At 49.8% G+C, this 18,845-nt stretch carries 14 protein-coding genes; 9 read left to right on the forward strand and 5 right to left on the reverse strand.

What is annotated here, in order from left to right:
• Nucleotides 1-47 precede the first annotated feature (47 nt).
• The gene (gene cbiT / locus SPI9445_RS0102380; protein WP_017303116.1) at nucleotides 48-638 is read right to left on the reverse strand and encodes a precorrin-6Y C5,15-methyltransferase subunit CbiT; all 591 of its coding nucleotides are present in this window, start codon (nucleotides 636-638) and stop codon (nucleotides 48-50) included.
• 502 nt (nucleotides 639-1,140) lie between these two features.
• On the opposite strand from cbiT, the gene SPI9445_RS0102385 reads away from it, so the two are divergent.
• The 4 genes from SPI9445_RS0102385 (at nucleotide 1,141) to SPI9445_RS27220 (ending at nucleotide 8,898) form a co-directional block, all read left to right on the forward strand.
• The gene (locus SPI9445_RS0102385) at nucleotides 1,141-2,406 is read left to right on the forward strand and encodes an RNA-guided endonuclease InsQ/TnpB family protein (RefSeq protein ID WP_017303117.1); all 1,266 of its coding nucleotides are present in this window, start codon (nucleotides 1,141-1,143) and stop codon (nucleotides 2,404-2,406) included.
• A 254-nt stretch (nucleotides 2,407-2,660) separates the two neighbouring features.
• The gene (locus SPI9445_RS0102390; protein WP_017303118.1) at nucleotides 2,661-3,053 is read left to right on the forward strand and encodes a response regulator; all 393 of its coding nucleotides are present in this window, start codon (nucleotides 2,661-2,663) and stop codon (nucleotides 3,051-3,053) included.
• 225 nt (nucleotides 3,054-3,278) lie between these two features.
• Nucleotides 3,279-3,425 (forward strand): hypothetical protein, encoded by a 147-nt coding sequence (locus tag SPI9445_RS30260; RefSeq protein ID WP_017303119.1) that lies wholly within the window; start codon nucleotides 3,279-3,281, stop codon nucleotides 3,423-3,425.
• A gap of 22 nt (nucleotides 3,426-3,447) precedes the next feature.
• Nucleotides 3,448-8,898 carry a WD40 repeat domain-containing protein gene (locus SPI9445_RS27220; protein WP_017303120.1) on the forward strand — a complete coding sequence of 1,817 codons (5,451 nt, stop codon included), beginning with the start codon at nucleotides 3,448-3,450 and terminating at the stop codon, nucleotides 8,896-8,898.
• Nucleotides 8,899-9,158: 260 nt separating this feature from the next.
• On the opposite strand, the gene SPI9445_RS29740 is transcribed toward SPI9445_RS27220, so the two are convergent.
• Nucleotides 9,159-9,689, reverse strand: a complete 531-nt coding sequence (locus SPI9445_RS29740) for a GerMN domain-containing protein (protein ID WP_026079473.1) — start codon at nucleotides 9,687-9,689, stop codon at nucleotides 9,159-9,161.
• 68 nt (nucleotides 9,690-9,757) lie between these two features.
• On the opposite strand from SPI9445_RS29740, the gene SPI9445_RS0102410 reads away from it, so the two are divergent.
• A complete protein-coding gene (locus tag SPI9445_RS0102410) occupies nucleotides 9,758-10,744 on the forward strand; it encodes an aspartate carbamoyltransferase catalytic subunit (protein WP_017303122.1) in 987 nt (328 codons plus the stop codon).
• A gap of 210 nt (nucleotides 10,745-10,954) precedes the next feature.
• Here the strand turns inward: SPI9445_RS0102410 and SPI9445_RS0102415 are convergent, their stop codons facing one another.
• Nucleotides 10,955-12,433, reverse strand: coding sequence for an aminotransferase-like domain-containing protein (locus SPI9445_RS0102415; RefSeq protein ID WP_017303123.1), 1,479 nt, complete (start codon nucleotides 12,431-12,433; stop codon nucleotides 10,955-10,957).
• Nucleotides 12,434-12,604: 171 nt separating this feature from the next.
• Between SPI9445_RS0102415 and SPI9445_RS24040 the strand changes: the two genes are divergently transcribed.
• The 3 genes from SPI9445_RS24040 (at nucleotide 12,605) to SPI9445_RS0102430 (ending at nucleotide 15,300) form a co-directional block, all read left to right on the forward strand.
• Complete coding sequence (locus SPI9445_RS24040) at nucleotides 12,605-12,877, forward strand: hypothetical protein (RefSeq protein WP_017303124.1); 273 nt, start codon at nucleotides 12,605-12,607, stop codon at nucleotides 12,875-12,877.
• A gap of 61 nt (nucleotides 12,878-12,938) precedes the next feature.
• Complete coding sequence (locus SPI9445_RS0102425; protein WP_017303125.1) at nucleotides 12,939-13,889, forward strand: ABC transporter permease; 951 nt, start codon at nucleotides 12,939-12,941, stop codon at nucleotides 13,887-13,889.
• A 463-nt stretch (nucleotides 13,890-14,352) separates the two neighbouring features.
• Entirely contained in the window at nucleotides 14,353-15,300 is a 948-nt protein-coding gene (locus SPI9445_RS0102430) for a hypothetical protein (RefSeq protein ID WP_017303126.1), read from the forward strand.
• A gap of 162 nt (nucleotides 15,301-15,462) precedes the next feature.
• On the opposite strand, the gene SPI9445_RS0102435 is transcribed toward SPI9445_RS0102430, so the two are convergent.
• Entirely contained in the window at nucleotides 15,463-16,338 is an 876-nt protein-coding gene (locus tag SPI9445_RS0102435) for an SDR family oxidoreductase (protein WP_017303127.1), read from the reverse strand.
• A 211-nt stretch (nucleotides 16,339-16,549) separates the two neighbouring features.
• Between SPI9445_RS0102435 and SPI9445_RS24045 the strand changes: the two genes are divergently transcribed.
• Nucleotides 16,550-18,331: a response regulator gene (locus SPI9445_RS24045; RefSeq protein WP_017303128.1), complete on the forward strand. Its 1,782-nt coding sequence runs from the start codon at nucleotides 16,550-16,552 to the stop codon at nucleotides 18,329-18,331.
• Here the strand turns inward: SPI9445_RS24045 and SPI9445_RS0102445 are convergent.
• Nucleotides 18,328-18,756 (reverse strand): hypothetical protein, encoded by a 429-nt coding sequence (locus SPI9445_RS0102445; protein WP_164674454.1) that lies wholly within the window; start codon nucleotides 18,754-18,756, stop codon nucleotides 18,328-18,330. The genes SPI9445_RS24045 and SPI9445_RS0102445 overlap by 4 nt on opposite strands.
• Between the last annotated feature and the right edge of the window lie 89 nt (nucleotides 18,757-18,845).

An 18,845-nucleotide genomic window follows, 5' to 3' on the forward strand; every position in this document is an offset into this window, starting at 1 on the left:
TATCAAACCTTAAGGGGTCTTGCAGACATTTCACAGAGATTCAGGAGTTATAATTTCTCCCCACTTAAGATAAAAATGGGGTGAACCGAGGCAAAGGTTTGATGATTGCCCCGGGTTTCTAAACGATTAATCACAGGTTGAACGACTTCGATATTGCGCGCTTGGAGTTCCGCAAAGCCTTCTGAGAGGGCGTAGAGGGTTTCTAAATTCGACGCGGTGGCAATTAAACGGCCTTCGGGTTCTAAACAGTCCCAAACGAACTCTAGAATCGTTTTAATGGGTCGTCCTCCTTCTAAACAAACGCGCTGGGGGCGAGGTTGGACATTTTCCAGACAGTCGGGGGCATTGCCTTCAATCACCTGCACATTTTTCACCCCAAAGCGATCGCAATTCCGCCGGATTAAATTGGCCACATCACTATCCCGTTCCACTGCAACAATGTTATTTTTAGGACAGAGCAACCCAATTTCAATGGGAATTGTGCCAGTCCCGGCTCCAATATCCCAGACCACGGAATGAGTCTCTAAGCGTAGGTAAGAAAGCATCAACAGACGCACTTCCCGTTTACTTAAGGGAATACCGGGGAGTTGTTCAAATAAATCATCAGGGATGCCGGGGGTTCTATAAGGCCAAAGCATGGTCATGGGAGTTCAACGGTTTAATTTTCTAGGGTAACGCGAGAAAAGGACTGTCTCAACCTAGAGAAGTTTTTCGTCCGAGTTCGGGTGTGCCGAAGAAGGAAACGGGGAATCGGGTGTCGGGTGTCGGTGTCGGGTGTCGGTGTAGGGTGTCGGGAATCGGGAAAAGGTAATAGTCTAGGGTTTTGGCTATTCCCTGCTCCCCTGCCCCCCTGCTCCCCGGTCGGTGAGCGAAGTCGAACCGCTGCCCCCCCTCTCCCCTGCCCCCCTACTCCCCTGCTCCCCCTCACCAAGCCCTAGTTATTTTTCCCGATGGGGCAGGTGATCTAAACCAAGGGCTTTCTGGGTAATCTTTTTTAACAAAAATGTTGCGGAATTCCCCTTCCTCGCTTGCAGGGAGGGGATGGATAGCAACCCAGTAATAAACTGAGCGACAGTGAATCCTTAGATAAAATCCTTAGATAATCTGTTATACTGTTGTCAGCAAAATCGGTTCTCAATAATGTATAAGGCTTACAAGTATCGTATCTATCCTACTGACGAGCAAAAAGTATCCCTAGCTAAGGCGTTCGGATGCTGTCGTTGGTATTGGAATTTGGCGTTAGACTTGTGCCAAAAAACCTATATCGAGACGGGGAAAGGATTGTCTCGTGGATACATTCAAAGCCTGTTACCTAAACTAAAAAAGGAATATCCTTGGCTAACAGATGCCTACTCCCAATCCTTACAGGTGGTTGCCCTTAATCTTTCTACTGCCTACAAAAAATTTTTTGAGAAACGGGCGCTGTCACCCCGTTTCAAGTCAAAGCATGGTCGGCAGTCTTTAAGTTATCCTGCTAACGTTAAGTTGGAGGGGGATTACATCAAAATACCGGGAAAAATTGGATTGATTTATTGCCGTCGTCATCGGGAACTTGAAGGGACAATCAAAACAGTTACTCTCTCCAAAAATCCTGACTGCAAATACTATGCTTCAGTGTTAGTGGATGACGGGAAGGATGCCATTAGCCCATCGGTTGAGGGTAAAGCTATTGGGATTGATGTTGGACTAACTCATTTTGCCATTACTAGCGATGGGTCTAAGTACGACAACCCTCGCCATTTTGCCAAGCATCAGAACAACCTCAAACGCAAACAAAAAAAGCTATCCCGCAAACAAAAAGGGAGTCAGAACCGGATTAAAGCGAAGCAAAAAGTAGCTAAGGTTCATAGTAAGATAGCCCGATGTCGTGAGGATTTTCTACACAAGCTATCCCGCAAGATAGTTAACGAAAACCAAGTGATTGCTGTAGAGAATCTGAACGTCAAAGGGATGGTAAAAAACCCTAAACTAGCCAAGGCAATTAGTGATGTGGGTTGGGGGATGTTTACCACAATGCTGAAATACAAAGCCGAGTGGGAGGGGAAAACTTATATTGAAGTTGACCGCTTTTTTGCGTCTTCAAAAACTTGTCACGTTTGCCTTAATCGAGTAGATAGTTTAGCGTTAGAGATTCGGCAATGGGAATGTCAAAATTGTGGCACTCACCATGACCGTGATCTCAATGCAGCGCAAAACATTAAAAATGAAGCCTTGCGGATATTGTCGTTGGGAACCAGCGATACGGCCTGGGGAGGGAACGTAAGACAACCTGGCAAGATTTCGGTTTTGCTAGATGCTGTTCCCATTGAATCAGGAAGCCCCATCCTCGCGCCTAGGCAGGGTGGGGTAGTTCACGATGGTAAGTCTAGGGGAAATATACAAATCATGGTTAAGGTAGGGTCATGATGAACCTAAATTCAGTCTAACCTCCCAACCTCCAGGCTTAAAGCCACGGGAGTTGAGCTATCACACATTCTTAGACCGAACTTCTTAAACCTAACGCTGAGTGCATTTCCCCTGTGATTTTGTGATCTGTGATCCTGTGGTCTGTGATTTTGTCCGGTTGGCCCCAATGACTTCAAATTTCCTCCCGGAAAACAGTCAACGGTTTAGACAGAATTAATAGCGCGCCTTTTTATATTCAGTTGGGAGAAGTTCTCATGACCACCATTCTGATTGTTGATGATAGTCAAACACAACGACATATTCTGTCAGACTTATTAGGGCAACATAAGTTTACAATTTGGACAGCCGCCAATGGTTTGGAAGCCATTAAACAAATTCGTCAACAACAGCCAGATTTAATTGTGTTGGATCTGATTATGCCCCAACTGAATGGTTATGAGTTGTGTCGTCTGCTCAAAACCAACCCCTCCACCCGTGACATCCCTATTATTATCTGTTCCGCCAAGGGAACCAATGTGGATCGTTATTGGGGACTCAAACAAGGGGCGGATGCCTATATTGCTAAACCGTTCCATGCTCATGAGTTGGTGGAAACCATTCAACAACTGTTAGCCGAAAGTAGTTCTATGGGATTGTTAGGGACTTAGGAGAGTCAGTTAGAGAATTGTCCCCCCAGAGAGAATATTCTGGGTGATGGGCTAATTCCCTTGTAAAATAGAGGGCAGTAGGGGTTAAACCTTCTCCCGCGAAGTCCGCGCTGACCGAGTTCGCCCCCCCGGAAATCACGCAATTCACAAACTGTCTGCTTGCTTCCCCCTGAGTTCTAAGCCTCACTTTATCTTGAGGGCATAGAACATTTACAGGAGATGGTTATGGAAGCGCTGTTTTACCCCGTGTTGGTTGAATCTACCCCCGTTCAAGTGGAAGCAACGGCTGAGTCTCACCCCAAGCTTGATCTGAGTTATACTGAAACACGCGAATTGCTTTGGTACTGGGAAATCTTGATGCGGGTGGCTTGAAGACCTCCCTTCCCCTTCATCTATGAGTGAATCTACTGTTCCCGATCTGACCGCCGAAAACAATCAACGCTCCCTAAGTACATTATTGCGGGCGATCGCATTTTCTCAAGAACAGTTCACCCTCATCCTCCTCCGTTGTAACTATCAAAGCTTACAGCAGGAAATGTGGGAGCAGTTACAGGGGATGATTCCCGAAGCAGATCCCCTCTACCTGTACCCCATTTATCTCCCTCCTCGCCTCAATACGCTTTTTACCACACTCCACGAGGTCTATGAGCAGGAATTTAGCGGGTTTTCCCCCGAACTCTTGCCCGGTGCTTTAAGTGTCTTTAACCTCGACGGGGTGGCAGATTTGGAAAGTGTCTTAGAAGTCACCAACCAGATGCGGGATGAGTTCCGTAAGTCCCTCCCCCTGCCCATTTTGCTCTGGGTAACGGATGAAGTGCTGCAAAAACTCACCCGTTTAGCCCCCGATTTCAAAAGTTGGGCGGCCACCTCCTTAAAATTCGAGTTAGCGCCCGAGGATGCCATTGTTTTATGGTGGCAAACCACAGACTCCCTGTTTCAGCAACTCCTAGAGGCAGGAGTCGAGCATTTTTTACCCAATGAGGCCGTCGATTTAGCCCCCGGTTGTCGCACTCGTCAGGAGTTAGAATTTGCCAAAGGCAAGGTAGAAACCAGCCAAAACCAACTAAACCCCGTGAGTGAGGCGACTTGGTTATTTATTCTGGGGCGGGATGCTTATGGCAATCAACAGATAGACCAAGCGCTGGAGTATTTTCAAGCCAGTTTAAAATTTTGGAGTCAGGGTAAAAGGTACCCGCAAAGGGAACAAGCGGGGGGAAGCCAGAGAGAGGAACGCCTTTCTCATTCTGAGACGCTCCGCGAACGGGTGAACCCTTTTTTAAATCATAAGGGGCTGGTTTTATTTCATTTGGGACTATGTTACTGTCGGCAAGCCCAACAAAAACCCGTCAACAGTCGGACTTATTGGTTAGAGGCGAAATACTGTTTTAGCGCCAGTTTAGAGATTTTCCGCTTGAAAAACCTGCAAGACCCCCTCTATACTCCCTTAGTCAATCAAATGACCGTTCAAGTGGGGCGAGTCCTGCAAAAATTGGAGGATTGGCACGCTCTCCAACGGTTAAGTTTAGATGCCCTCAAACAAACAACGGCGCTGAATGATCCCGGTCATAGTGCGAGGGTGTATGGTTTTTTAACCCAAGTGGCTTTAGCTTCACCGGGGGCGAAAGTGGGGGAACGAGCCGAACAGTTAGCACGACAGGCGATCGCACTTCAAGAACAAGCCCCCAATGCCCAAGCCACCGCCCACTACTTACTCCTGTTAGCTCAGGCTCAAATGCAGCAAGGTCAAGTAGACCTCGCCCAAACCGCCTTAGAACAGGCCAAAGAAACCCTAATTCATCATTGGTCCGAGGGGAATCAATACAGACTGGAGAGTAAAGAAAAAGAGCGCCTCTATCTGACGATATTGGAACAATTGCGATCGCTCTACTTCCAGAAAAAACAATATCAAAAAGCCTTCACCCTCAAACAAGAAAAGCACTTTGTTGAACAATACAGTGGACTGCGCGCCTTTCATGGAGTCCCCACCTCCCATAGTGACCGTTGGGTAGCCTCTTGGTCAGACCTCGTAAATCAACGTTCCCAGCACCTCATCACCGCCTCCGGTCGTCAAACCCTCATTAACGACCTCCTCGAACGGATGAGCCGTCATGATCATAAACTCACCATCCTCCACGGCTTTTCCGGCGTGGGAAAAAGTACCCTTCTCCGAGGCGGCCTCATTCCCCAACTGCGCGGGCAAATCATCTCCGCCCGGGAAGTCCTGCCCGTCCTACAAAGCCGTTATCGAGACTGGGAAGCAGAATTAACCCTCGCCTACCAAGAAGCCCACAAAACCTTTCAAGACACCGCCCTAGAAGCCAATCAGCAAGCCATCCCCCCCTGGCAACCCGAACAGCGTTTACAAGATTTATTGACCCATCTGCACCAAAACGCCCAAGGGCAAATCCTCACCGTCCTGATGTTTGACCAATTCGAGGAATTCTTTTTCCTCACCCCCGACCACAGCCAACGGCAGAAATTTTATGAATTTTTACGCGATACCCTCCAGTTGCCCTTTGTTAAAATCATCCTCTCCCTACGGGAAGATTACCTGCACTACCTACTCAACATCGAACGTTCCGTAGACCTCGAAGCCATCAACAACAACCTCCTCGACCGTCAAATTCGCTATCAACTCGGCGACCTCAGCCCAGACTACGCCCATCAAGTAATTTCCCAACTCACCGAAGCCGCCCAGTTTCACCTTGAACCGCGCTTAATTGAAGCCTTTGTCAGCGATTTAGCCCAACCCCGAGGCACCGTGCGCCCCATTGAACTCCATCTCGTCGGGGCGCAACTCCAAGCCGAACAAATCACCACCTTTGACCAATACCAGAACCTCGGCAAACAGCCCAAAGCCACCCTCGTCACCCGTTCCCTCCTAACCATCATTGACGACTGCGGCCTTGAAAACCGTCAGGTCGTCTGGCAAATCCTCTTTACCCTCACCGCCAGCAACGGCACCCGCACCCTGAAAACCAAAAGCGAACTAAGCCAATACCTCAAAGAACATCAAGCGGCTCCAGACCCTACCCAATCCGTCAGACAATGGTGGCCTTTTAAACCAAATCCCCTTTTTCCCCTCCCCCCCGATACTCAGGACTCCCTCGATTTAATCCTAGAAATTCTAGTCGGTTCTCGCTTAGTAGTGCGTTTCCCTGAAGACCCCGAAGACCGTTATCAATTGGTGCATGATTACCTCGTTGGGCCGATTCGGGAGCAATACAGTCAGGTGCAAGTGGAAGCCATCGAAGCCCAATTTGCCCAAAAACAGCAAGCCCTCGTCAAGGTCGAAAAACAACGACTCAAAGCCATTGTCGGCGGTGGGGTGATGGGGGTGTTAGCCTTAGCGGCCGGATATTGGGCTTGGCAGGCTAATCTAGGGCAACGTCTCGCCCAAAATGCCTCCCTGAACGCGGAACTCTTGGCCTTGAGTACCTCATCAGAAGCCCTGTTTATTTCCGAACAGCGTTTTGATGCTCTCCTCGAAGCCCTACGCGCCGCCAAAGCCTTACAGGAGGATGTCCTTGAACGTCATCGCGCCCCCCAGTGGCCATTCCTCCCAAGCAGGGCAAGTATCCCCCCCTTCCAAAGGGGGGCTAGGGGGGATAATATTCCTCCCTTCCCAAGAGCAACAATCATTCCCCCCTTCCAAAGGGGGGCTAGGGGGGATAATATTCCCCCTTTCCAAAGAGCAACAATCATTCCCCCCTTCCAAAGGGAGGCTAGGGGGGATAATCCAACAGCACAACTCGGAGGGAGAATCGCCCAAGACCAAATCACCCCAGACCCCGCACACCTCCTAAAAACCTTCCCCTTACCCTCCCAAGCCGAAATCACCCCCGCCACCCAATTTAAAGTCATTGCCGCCTTAGAACAGGCAATTTATGGCGTACAGGAAAAAAACCGCTTTTCCGGCCATGAGGATGTGGCTTGGTCTGTGCAGTTTATCGCCCAAGATCAAATCATTGCTAGTACCAGTCGGGATGGTTTGATTAAATTATGGCGACCCGATGGGCAGTTATTAGCCAATTTGCGGGGTCATGAGCAAAGTGTGACCAGTGTAGACTGGAGTCAAACCCCCCAAGATGCTCTACTGGCCTCTAGTAGTGAGGATGGCACGGTTAAACTCTGGTCAATGACTTTAAACCAGGAACCCGGAACCCGGAACCGGGAACAGGGAGGGAGAGAGCGTCAACTGTCTTGTTTACAGCCGGTAGGCTGTCATTTTGCCCCCCCTCAAACCATTGCCGCACAACAAGGCATAGTCTACACGGTGCGCTTTACCCCAGACGGACAACGGTTAATTACCGGGGGAGAGGATGGCACGGTGAAATTATGGACGAGATGGGGGGAATTGCAGGGGATTCTCACCCGCCATCCGGATGCGGTGCGTTGGGTCGCGGTTCATCCTCAAGGGAATCTCATTGCTTCGGCCAGTCGGGATGGGACGATTCGGCTAGTTAGCCTGACGGGGGAGGTGGTGCAGACTCTGACGGGTCATAGCGGGCCGGTGAGTTATGTGGCGTTTAGTCCTGATGGTCAGGGTTTAGCCAGTGCGGGGGATGATAAAACGATTCGCCTCTGGGAGGTGGGGACGGGGGAGTTACAACAGACGCTCACGGAACATCAGGATTGGGTGTTTGCGGTCAATTTTAGCCCCGATGGCCAGGGTTTGGTGAGTGGGAGTAAGGATGGCCGGATTCTGGTCTGGAATCGTCAGGGAGAGGTCTTACAGACGCTGTTAGGCCATCGGGATGGGGTGACGGCGGTTCAGTTTAGTGGGGATGGGCAACGGTTGGCCTCGGCTAGTTATGATAAGAGTGTTCGGGTCTGGGATTTGGCGGAACGGCCGCGGGTGGCGCTGGTGGGGCATCAGGGGGCGGTGGATGATGTGGTGTTTTCCCCGGATGGTCAGCGACTGGTGACGGGGGGGCGGGATAATTTGGTGAAACTCTGGACGCGAGAGGGGGAGTTTCTGGGGGATTTACGAGGCCATGAGGGGTTTGTGGAGGGGGTGAGTTTTTCGCCGGATGGGGAGTTTATCGCTACGGCCAGCCGCGATCGCACTATCAAAATCTGGACGAAAACCGGTGAGTTGCTGGAGACGTTTACAGGCCATGAGGATTGGGTGACGGATGTGCAGTGGCACCCCGAGTTCCCCCTATTGGCCACGGCCGGCCGCGATCGCACGGTGAAACTCTGGACTCCTCAAGGCACGGTCTTACAAACCTTGGCGGGGTACAATGCCCGGGTGAATACTGTTGCTTTTAGTCCTGATGGTCGCTTTTTGGCGGCGGGCAGTGATGACAGTACCATCCAATTATGGCAGATTGACCCCCATAGTTATAAGGCTTCTACGGTATTGTCCAATTTAGCCGGCCATCGGAGTTGGGTGATGGATGTGCAGTTTTTCCCCCACTGGAATCTGAGGGGAAGGAATGGGGAAAAACCTTTGTTGGCTTCGGCTAGTTATGACAATACAATTAAGTTCTGGACGCAACAAGGACAAGTGGTGAAAACCTTAATTGGTCATACGGACAGTATTAATCATTTACGATTTGACCCCACGGGGGAGATTATGGCTACTAGCACCTGGGACAATCGTTTGCAGATTTGGCAAACTAATGACCAGCTTTTAAAAACGTGGGAAGCCCACCGGGAGCGGGTCACGGCTATTGCTTGGAGTCCTGACGGTTTAATTTTGGTGACGGCAGGGGGAGATAGTACGGTGTACCTCTGGAGTTTGGATTTACAGGTGTTGCTAGAGCAAGGCTGTTTGTGGTTGCGGGACTATTTGCGCCATAATCCTAATGTGCGAGATGGCGATCGCAATTTATGTTAGGGAGTCGGGAGTCGGTGTAGGGGCGCAATGCTTGCGCCCTAGGGAGTCGGGAATAGGTAGGGCTTGCTGAATAAGTCCGAGAGTTGGGGAGTCGGGAGTCGGGAGTCGGAAGTAATGTCATTGCGAGGTACGAAGCAATAAGCGTCAGGAGTCAGGAGATTGCCTCTCCCTCTCTCCCCCTCTCCCCCTCTCCCCTGCTCCCCTGCTCCCCCTCTCCCCCTCTCCCCCTGTTCCCTGTTCCCTGTTCCCTCTTCCCTTATTCACAATACCAAATCGGCTCCTTGTTCAGTAAAACGTACCTCTTGAATTTGCCACTGACGATTACTGATCAAAGTTTGACGCACACTACCAAAGAGGGCGAACTTCTCACAACTGGAGAGGGAGGCAAAATGGCGAGGACTGCTAGGGGAGAGGCGAAAATCAACCGTTGCCAGACCTTGAGCATTTACCGTGACCTGGTATCCGGCAATGGCAATATCAGCCCGAGCGCTTTTTTTCAAAACTTGTGCGATCGCCTCCTCCATTCCATCCTGTAAGTCCACTGTGACCGTTTCCGGCACCAACTGTTCACAATTGCTATCAGGATAAAACACCTCCACCGCCAGCGTTGCCGTCGTTGTAGAGGGCGTTTCTAGGGTGATATAGGCGGGTAACTCAGAAGTGGGTTCTAAGGTTAAAATATGGGGGGATGGGGCAACATCTGCCGGGGCATTGAATGAACCACAAGCGCTCACCAACAAGACCATTAGACCCAGCAGAGAAGAAGACCCCCATTTTGGGTTAAGCTTCATAGGGGGAAATTGTGCTGTATGTGTTCATTAACCACTATTCACCCTGATCTTGCCCCCATCTGGATAAAATGACTGAAACCACCTCATGGACTCGCCATCATGTCCTCTCCCTCGCCGACTTTAGCCCGAGGGAGTATGATACAGTTCTACAAACCGCCGCTAGTTTCCGTGAAGTCCTCTCCCGTCGCACCAAAAAAGTCCCCGCCCTACAAGGACAAGTCGTTGCGAACCTCTTTTTTGAACCCTCCACCCGCACCCGCAGCAGCTTTGAACTGGCCGCTAAACGCCTGTCGGCTGATACCCTGAACTTTGCCCCCGGTACCTCCTCCTTAACCAAAGGAGAGACGATTTTAGACACCGCTAAGACCTATTGGGCAATGGGCGCTAACCTGATGGTTATTCGTCATCGCCAATCTGGAGTTCCCGGTGCGATCGCCCAAGCCATGGATCACCTCCAAACAGGCGTTAAAGTTTTAAATGCCGGAGATGGATTACATGAACACCCCTCCCAAGCCCTCCTAGATTTATTTACCCTCTGTTCCCTGATTGACTTTGAATCCCCTCGTCTGGACTGTCTCGCGGGAAAAAAAATCGCTATCGTCGGGGATATTCTCCATTCCCGTGTTGCCCGGTCTAATATCTGGAGTTTAAGCGCGGCCGGAGCCGATGTCCATTTGGCCGCCCCCCCTACCCTCCTCCCCTCCCTCTTCGCAGAGATGGGTCAAGTAACGCTACACTGGGAACTCCCCCCCGCCCTCCAAGACGCGGATTTTGTCATGACCTTGCGCTTACAAAAAGAGCGGATGACCCAGAATCTCCTGCCTAGTTTACGGGAATATCATCAACAATTTGGCATTACACGCGATCGCCTGCAACTCTGCCATCCCGAGGTTAAAATCCTCCACCCCGGCCCCGTCAATCGTGGAGTAGAACTCAGTTCCGATTTAATGGATGATCCTCGTTTGAGTTTAATTAATCAACAAGTCACCAGTGGAGTGGCTGTACGCATGGCTCTTCTGTATTTATTAGGCACTGGACTACATCAGGCTGGCTGAATAACTCTGCTCTTGGGGGTAGGGAACAGGGGGAATCGGAAAAGCGCAAGCCTTTTTGATTCTTTATTCCTAAAACCTTGCACCTTCTCGCTCCCAATCGAAAGTCCTAGTAACAATGCTTAGAGGGATATATTGCTACGCAACGCTTCGCGTTCGCGAAGCGTCACGAAGTGAACGCGGAGCGTCACGAAATGAACAGCAGACCCTACATCATTGATTCATCTCGGTTTGCGCCAAAAACTGCCGGGCAAGTTGCTGTTTCGTCAATAATCCTAGCGTCTGGATGGCGTGATCTAATTCCGACGACCAAAGCAACCCCGCATTCAAACGTAAACAGTTGCGATAACTTTCTGAGGGGGAAAAAATAATCCCCGGTGCAATACTAATCTGTTGCTCTAAAGCCTCTCGATATAAAATCATGCTGTCAAAATGGGAGGGGAGTTCCAACCAAAGCACATGGCCCCCTTGAGGGCGGGAAACGCGGGTTTCGGGGGGGAAATACTCGCAGATGGCTTGAGTCATGCGAGCCATTTGGGTTTGATAAGCTCGGCGTAGGTGGCGTAAATGCCGATCATAGCCACCATTCGCCAGAAAAGCCGCTACAGTCAGTTGGGGTGCGATCGCCGTTGTCACATTAACCGCAATTTTCAACAGTTCCACCTGCCCCTGATAACGTCCAGGCACCAACCACCCCACCCGTAAACCGGGCGAGAGAATCTTACTCACCGAAGCACAATATAAAACTAACCCCTCCGTATCAAACGCCTTAATCGCCTTGGGACGAGCCGCCTCAAAATAAATTTCACCATAAACATCATCCTCAATCAGGGGAACTTGATAATGAGTTAACAACGCCACCAGTTGTTTTTTCTTCTGGTCACTCATACAATGCCCCGAAGGGTTGCTAAAGTTGGACACCAAAGCACAAGCGGCCACTTTCCCCTGTGCCAGCGCCGTTTCTAAATACTCCAAAGAAATCCCCTCAACGGGATGGGTGGGAATTTCCAACGCCTTAAGATGAAGCGCCGCCAAGGTTTCCAACAGGCCATAATAACAAGGGGATTCTATGGCCACCGTATCCCCCGGTTTAGTCACCACTCGTAACCCTAAATAAACCGCCTCCGTCGTGCCGTTGGTCGAGAGAATTTGATCCGGCACCACCGAACAGCCTGCATCCATCAACCGCTTGGCCACCTCATGGCGCAACGCCTCACAACCGGGCGGAATGCCGTAACCATGAACTTTTTGGGGTTGAGCGCGCATTACCTGCCCCATCAGGCGGTTTAAGGCCTGACTGGGGAATAAATCCGGGGAGGATATAGCTGCCCCCAATTGGATAATTTCCGGGTGCTGCATGGCTGCCCGCACCTGAAAAGCAACCGAGGTATCAACGGCACAAGGGAGAGAGGGGGGGGTGGAGGTTTGGGGGAGTGCTGGGGGGACGGGTAAAAGGCGTTTGACATAGTATCCAGACTGGGGGCGGGCGGTGATTAACCCTTCATCTTCTAGAAGGCGATAGGCTTCTAAAACCGTTGAAATGCTGACGGAGAACTGTTGGCGGAGTTTGCGCACTGAAGGCAGGCGATCGCCCGGTTGCAACGTTCCCTCCCAAATCAACGCCCGTAACCGTTCCGCCACTTGCTCATAGAGATTTTGCTCTTTCGTTTTTTCCAGCAATTGTACTTTCATTTGCCCTCAATTTAGGGGTTTAGGCAGGGAACAACACAGTTCTCCTCAAAAATAACCAGAACACTTATCAAAATCAAAACTGTTATGATTACAATTCATCATAACTGCTGCTGTTCGATTGCTCAAGAAATACAGATAATTAAACATAGATGATTTAACCCGGTTCAGCCCATGAAAACACAGCCCTCCTTTCTCCCCCTATCCTCCACCACCGTTCCCCTTAAGCCCGCTTCCACCCCATCCCGTCGGGGTCGAAAACTCACCCAAGACCTGCTGCATCGTCTGTTTCAGTGGCTACTCGGCAATAATGAACCCAAAATTAGGCTAGAGCGAGACAATTCCGAACAAATTTACTATCAAGTCTATGATCCCGTAACCCAAGAACGCCAGCGTTATCTGACCGAACAGGAAGTCCGAATCTGGTTAGAAAAACGGTATTTTTAGAGCTTGCGCCCCTACCCCTGCTTATAATGGGGGCGTTCTTAGCCCAAAAAAACAGTAGCTCATGACCCAAGCGTTAGGATGGTGGGGTGTGCCCTTGGCGATCGCAGCCGGAACCCTTCGAGGCAGTATTCCCTTTCTCTTCGTCAGTTTAGGCGAATGTTTAACCGAAAAAAGCGGCAAAATTAACCTCGGTTTAGAAGGAGTCCTACTCACAGGAGCCATGAGCGCCTACGCCATCTCCTACCTCACCCAAGACCAACTCAGCCCCATCTTCGCCCCCTGGTGCGGCGTTCTCGTCGCCGCCCTCGCAGGCATGGCACTAGGCATCATTCAAGGGTGGCTCTGCCAACAGCCCCGCGTCAACGATGTCGCCGTAGGCATCGCCATGATTATCTTCGGCAGTGGGATTGCCTTCTTCTTCGGCAAACCCTTCATTCAGCCCGTCGCCCCCCGTCTCATCGCCTTTGAGTGGGGCAACTGGAGCAACCTTCCCCAAGTCCAAGCCGCCCTAAAAGTCAGCCCCCTCTTCCTCCTCGGTGCCCTCCTCGCCCCCCTCATGCAGTGGTTCTTCACCGCCACCCGTTGGGGCCTCCTCGTCCGAGCCGTGGGCGACAGTCCCCAAGCCGCCCGAGCAATGGGAATTTCCGTCTTTAAAGTCCGAATGCTCAGTATTATGGCCGGGAGTAGTTTAGCCGGAATCGGCGGCGCGTCCCTCTCCCTTTACTATCCCGGCTCTTGGAACGAACTCATTTCCAGTGGACAAGGCCTCATGGCCGTTGCCCTCGTCATTTTCGCCCACTGGAACCCCATCCAATGCTTCTACGCCTCCCTCCTCTTTGGCGGTTCCCAAGCCCTCGGCCCCGCCCTACAATCCGTCGGCATAGACTCCTACTATTACCTCTTCAACGCCGCCCCCTATATCCTCACCCTCGTCATTATGATCCTCACCTGTTCCCCCAAAACAACCATTCCAGGCACACCAGGCGCATTAGGTAAAAACAATCACCCTTAATCACATCCAGAAAATTGATCACAAATCCCGAAAAATCACGCTATCCTGAGTATCATAATTGATCCCCATGATCCCGTGTCCAGATCAACGCCTCATTAGGGCAGAGCATCCACTGATTTTTCTCTCGTGTTATAAAATACACTGGAATCATCCGGAAAATTCTGTTGTCCCTCGCATGAGAGAAAGAGATTCTAAGCTGTTCAGAGTAAAATACAATAAACTTGTCTCCCCAGCATCTACCAGCAGATTTGGGATTGTATAAGTCCAGCACAAGACTAGACATTTAACCCACAGGGTTACAATGTTCTTTCATTGAGCAACTACCAAGATTAAGATGATGTCACCATCCCATCTTGCTGTTTCCTCGGTTCAGGAAACAAGGGATTCTAGAATGCTCGCTCAGAGCAGACATTCATGAATCGTCAAATAGTCGTAATGTGGTTAACGCAGGGAACGTAACACAATGACAGGACGCAGGATATTAATTTTTGTCTTATTGGTCGTCTTGGCTATGGTAGCCGTCGTACTAATTCATGGGTCAGGCTCCCCCGCCGGGCCAATGTTAATTAGTATTTTACTGGTGGCCGTGTTCCCCATCATCTCCGTTGCCGCCACAACCCGCGTCTGGTGGGACTTGATTGATAACTTTCGGGATGATGCCAACCTCCGCCATCCAGCCGTTCGATTTTATCTTTATGGTCGGGGAGGGAGCGGTAAAACAACCCTGATTAAAAGTTGGTTGGGGGGAGAAGTTCGACCAGAACAAGCGACTAAATATTTTGCCTATTACACAGCGGAAAAATACTTAGACCTCGAAACAAAACGGCGCTGTCGGGTTGTGATTTCTGACTATCAAGGGCAATCTCCCTCACAAAACACCCTCAATGCGTCCTCTAAAGTCATTGGCCCCCCCGGACAGCGTTTAGTGAATGGGGTCTTTTTCATTGTAGATATTGCCCCTCGCATCGAAAAAAATGGTCGTCCTTTAGATACCTACGAATTACTTGAGTGGTTATCAGTCGATACAGAAATGAAAATCCGCAAGCGGGTTGAACAACATTTAGAGTACATTGTTCCAGCCATTTTAGAAATTGTTTTTTCTACCGTTTATAGTCATAACTTAATCAGTACAACATTAGTGATCAATAAAATAGATTTACTAGAGAAAGTCGTCGCAATGGGCTGTATTCCGGGAGTCAGTTTAGCCAGTGTTGATGAATATGCCCGCAATTTATTCCGGCGCATTGAATACAATATCCGCGAAGCTTGTGATAAGGTGACAAGTCCGGATCATAACATTGAATTTTCTGTAGTTTTAGTGAGTGCCTCTAATGGCACGGGGGTTTCTCGTATTTTCAATGATACGATTAAGCGCTACTCGGATATGAATTTGAAAATTGAGGTCAAATAGTTAGGGCGTGCTGAATAACTCTACTCGTGGGGCTAGGGAACAGGGAACAGGGGAAATTCAGGTTTTTGCCCTCAAGTCTATTTAATTTGGTATAAACGGCTAAAAGTCCTAGTAACACTGCTTAGAGGGATATTCAGCAGACCCTAGTCACGATTGACTCTTTTATACGACCCCCCGCAGTTCCGTTAATGCGGCGCGTAGTGAGGGGGGATTGTAACCCAAACTAAAGGCCTTGGCACTATCTAAGGAGAGATCAGCCGGACGGGGGGCAGCCATTTTAACCTCTTTTTGAGAACAGCCGATTAACCCTGTGCTGGGTAAACCTAAAACCTCTACCATTAAGCAACCAAATTCATAACGAGATAGTCTTTCTTTACCCCCCAAGTGAATAATCCCAGAAACCTTTTCTAGGGCGAGTAATAACCCTTCTGTGGCGGTTTTTGCGCTCACGGGCATTCGGAACTCATCGGTAAATAGTTTTAATTCTTGTTCAGCCCGCAGGGTTTGAATAAAAGGTTGAATAAAACTCTCGGCTGTAGGGGCGGCGACTCCAAACATGAGAGGCAGACGACAGACGGCTGTTTTGGGATAACGGGCTAACATTCCCTGTTCTGCTTCGGCTTTTTGTTCTCCATAAATGCTGAGAGGACAAACGGGGGAGGTTTCGCTGTAGGGGGGGTTAAACCCATCAAAGACTAAATCAGTGGAGGTGAAGACACAGGGGATGTCAGCCTCGGCACATAATTCCGCTAGGTGGAGGGAAGCGGTTACATTGATTTTATAGGAGGCTTCGGGGTGGGTTTGGCAATAGTTGGGTTTGGAGGCGGCGGCAGTGTGAATGACGGCATCGGGTTTGATGTCTCGGAAGAGTGTCGTTAAGGCTGAGGTTTGGGTGAGATCGATTGGGCAGAGGTGAACACCGGGTAGGGTGAGGGGATGGGAGGAGTAAGTTCCGTAAACCTCCCATTCCTTTTGAACCAGTTGGCAGAGATTCCACCCGAGAAAGCCACTGGCTCCTGTGACGAAAAGTTTTTTCATGGTTTTAAATCGGGAAAATTTTCAATAATATTGCGGATTAGTGTATTTTTCGCGGATTGTTCTCTACTTGTGGCGGTTACAAGATGGTTAAGACTGACGCACCATCAAGCAAACCACTAAGGGCGTAATGGGAGAGATATCATATTTTTGACCCCTTAACCCGCTAGGATAGTTTCTAACACACCCCACACTCTGCGCTCTCAGGCATCCCATGAGACTTTTACTGGTTGAAGACGATGACATACTAGCTCAAACCCTTAGTCAAGCCCTAACGGATCAGAATTATGTGGTGGATGTTGCCTATGATGGTGAGGAAGGATGGGATTATGCCCAATCTTTCACCTATGACCTCATTCTCTTAGATGTTAGTTTACCCAAGCTCAATGGGATTGCTCTGTGTCAACGTTTACGTCAAGAAGACTGCCACACTCCTATCTTGATGTTAACGGCTCGGGACTCCAGTTCTGATAAAGTGACCGGACTGGATGCGGGGGCCGATGATTATGTGGTCAAACCTTGTACGATTTCTGAACTTTTTGCCCGGATTCGCGCCCTGTTGCGGCGACAAAGTGCTTCAGGTGCGCCAATTTTGGCCTGGGAAGAGTTGACGTTAGATCCCAGTAGTTGTGATGTCAACTACAAGGGGCAACCTGTGGATCTCTCGCCGAAAGAATATGCTTTGTTGGAACTGTTTTTACGTAATCCCAAGCGAGTGTTTAATAAAAGCACGATTTTAGAGCATTTATGGTCGTTTGAAGATCCTCCGAGTGATGATACTATCCGAGCGCATATTAAGGGGTTACGGCGTAAATTAAAGGCTGTAGAGGCGGATCAACTGATTGAAACTATCTATGGGGTGGGTTATCGGCTTAGAGCGTTGCCTGATAAAAAGCCGCCGGAGTCTCCTGTCCCGAGTAAAGCGGAAAAAACCCGACAAGCGGTTCAGCAAGCATGGGAACAGTTTAAACCTGCAATTCTTAAGCGCTTGATGGTGATTGAACAGGCGATCGCCGCCTGGGGGAAAAACACCCTTAGCCCAGACCTACAGGAGGATGCCGCCCAACAAGCTCATAAGTTGGTCGGATCTTTGGGAATGTATGGTTTTCCAGAAGCCTCTCTACTCTCCCGGCAACTCGAACACCAACTCCTGGACTTAACCACCACCTCCCCCCCAATCCTGACCCAACTGCTGCAAACCCTCCGCCAACACATTGATCCCCCCTCCACCTTTCCCCTCGTGCTGATCATTGACCCTAATTCCGCTTGGGTGGAACAACTGACCAGCACTGCCCCCCAGTGGTCTGTACGGGTGGCTAGTGTGGCTCACCTCAAACAAGCTAAAACCTTCCTCAAACAAGAAACCCCCGACCTAATTCTGTTAGATCCTCAAGGGGAGTGGGCAAGTTTAAAGTATTTCACCACCCGTTACCCGAAAATTCCGGTTTTAGTGATGACTGTAGGCGATCGCTTTGCCGAACGTCTCACCGTTGCCCGCCTAGGTGGGAAAGGCTTTCTGGTTAAACCCCTCACCCCAGCCCAAGTCTTTCAATTCATCCAACACACCTTACAAGACCATCAATGCCCCCCCACCCATCTCCTGATCATTGATGATGATCTCACCTTCCTCCAAGACGCTAAAACCACCCTGACCCCAGAAGGGTTCACCATTCACACCTGTTCAGATCCCCGCCAGTCTTGGCAACTCCTCACCCAAATCAAACCCGATTTATTAATTTTGGCTCTGGAAATGCCCCATATTAGCGGACTGGAACTTTGCCAAGTCATTCGCAATGATCCCACTTGGAAAGTTCTACCCATTCTTCTCCTCACTCCTGCTCTTAAAGATCAACCCAACCCGCCTATGCCCGACCGAGGGGCCGACGACTACCTCTCTAAACCCGTTAACCTTTCCCAACTCAAAACCCGTATTTATAACCGTTTAGAGCGCACTCGACAACTGCAAAATGCCACCTCAACCCCAGCGTCAAGCTAGACCAAGCATTCCAGTAAATTCGTGATAGCGTGATTAGAACAAGACCAACTTGACGTTTCCACAACCTCAACTCGGTTTTTATCAACCATGTGTAGAATGCGGTAAATCATTAACCGATGTTCTGCCGCAAGAGAGGTTATACTGGCCAATTCTCGCACTAAAGCCACTTCTGCCGTTGAAATCCAGCGATATTGGAGAATTTCTGAGTAAATCACATAGAGGCGTTCAATCCGTTTAATATTATTCACCACTTGGTTAAAGGAGAGCGAGGAGACTTGTTGGGAGTCATAAGGGCTGAGGTCTTGAGGCATGAGACAATCCTTTGGCTGATCCAATCCAGAGACAGATGATAGATAGGAAGACTCAATTAATTCTCTTCCTTCGGGATAGTTTGTTCTGATTTCTTCATAGGATTGCGTCTTCATGACCGTCTTGCCTAGTAAACAATGAATGGGTAAATCTTAATCCCTCCTTCTGGAGGTCACTGGGAATTGAGTGGAGTTGTGACTGTCTA

This window comes from Spirulina subsalsa PCC 9445 (genome assembly GCF_000314005.1).
In the GTDB taxonomy this organism is placed as follows: domain Bacteria; phylum Cyanobacteriota; class Cyanobacteriia; order Cyanobacteriales; family Spirulinaceae; genus Spirulina_A; species Spirulina_A subsalsa.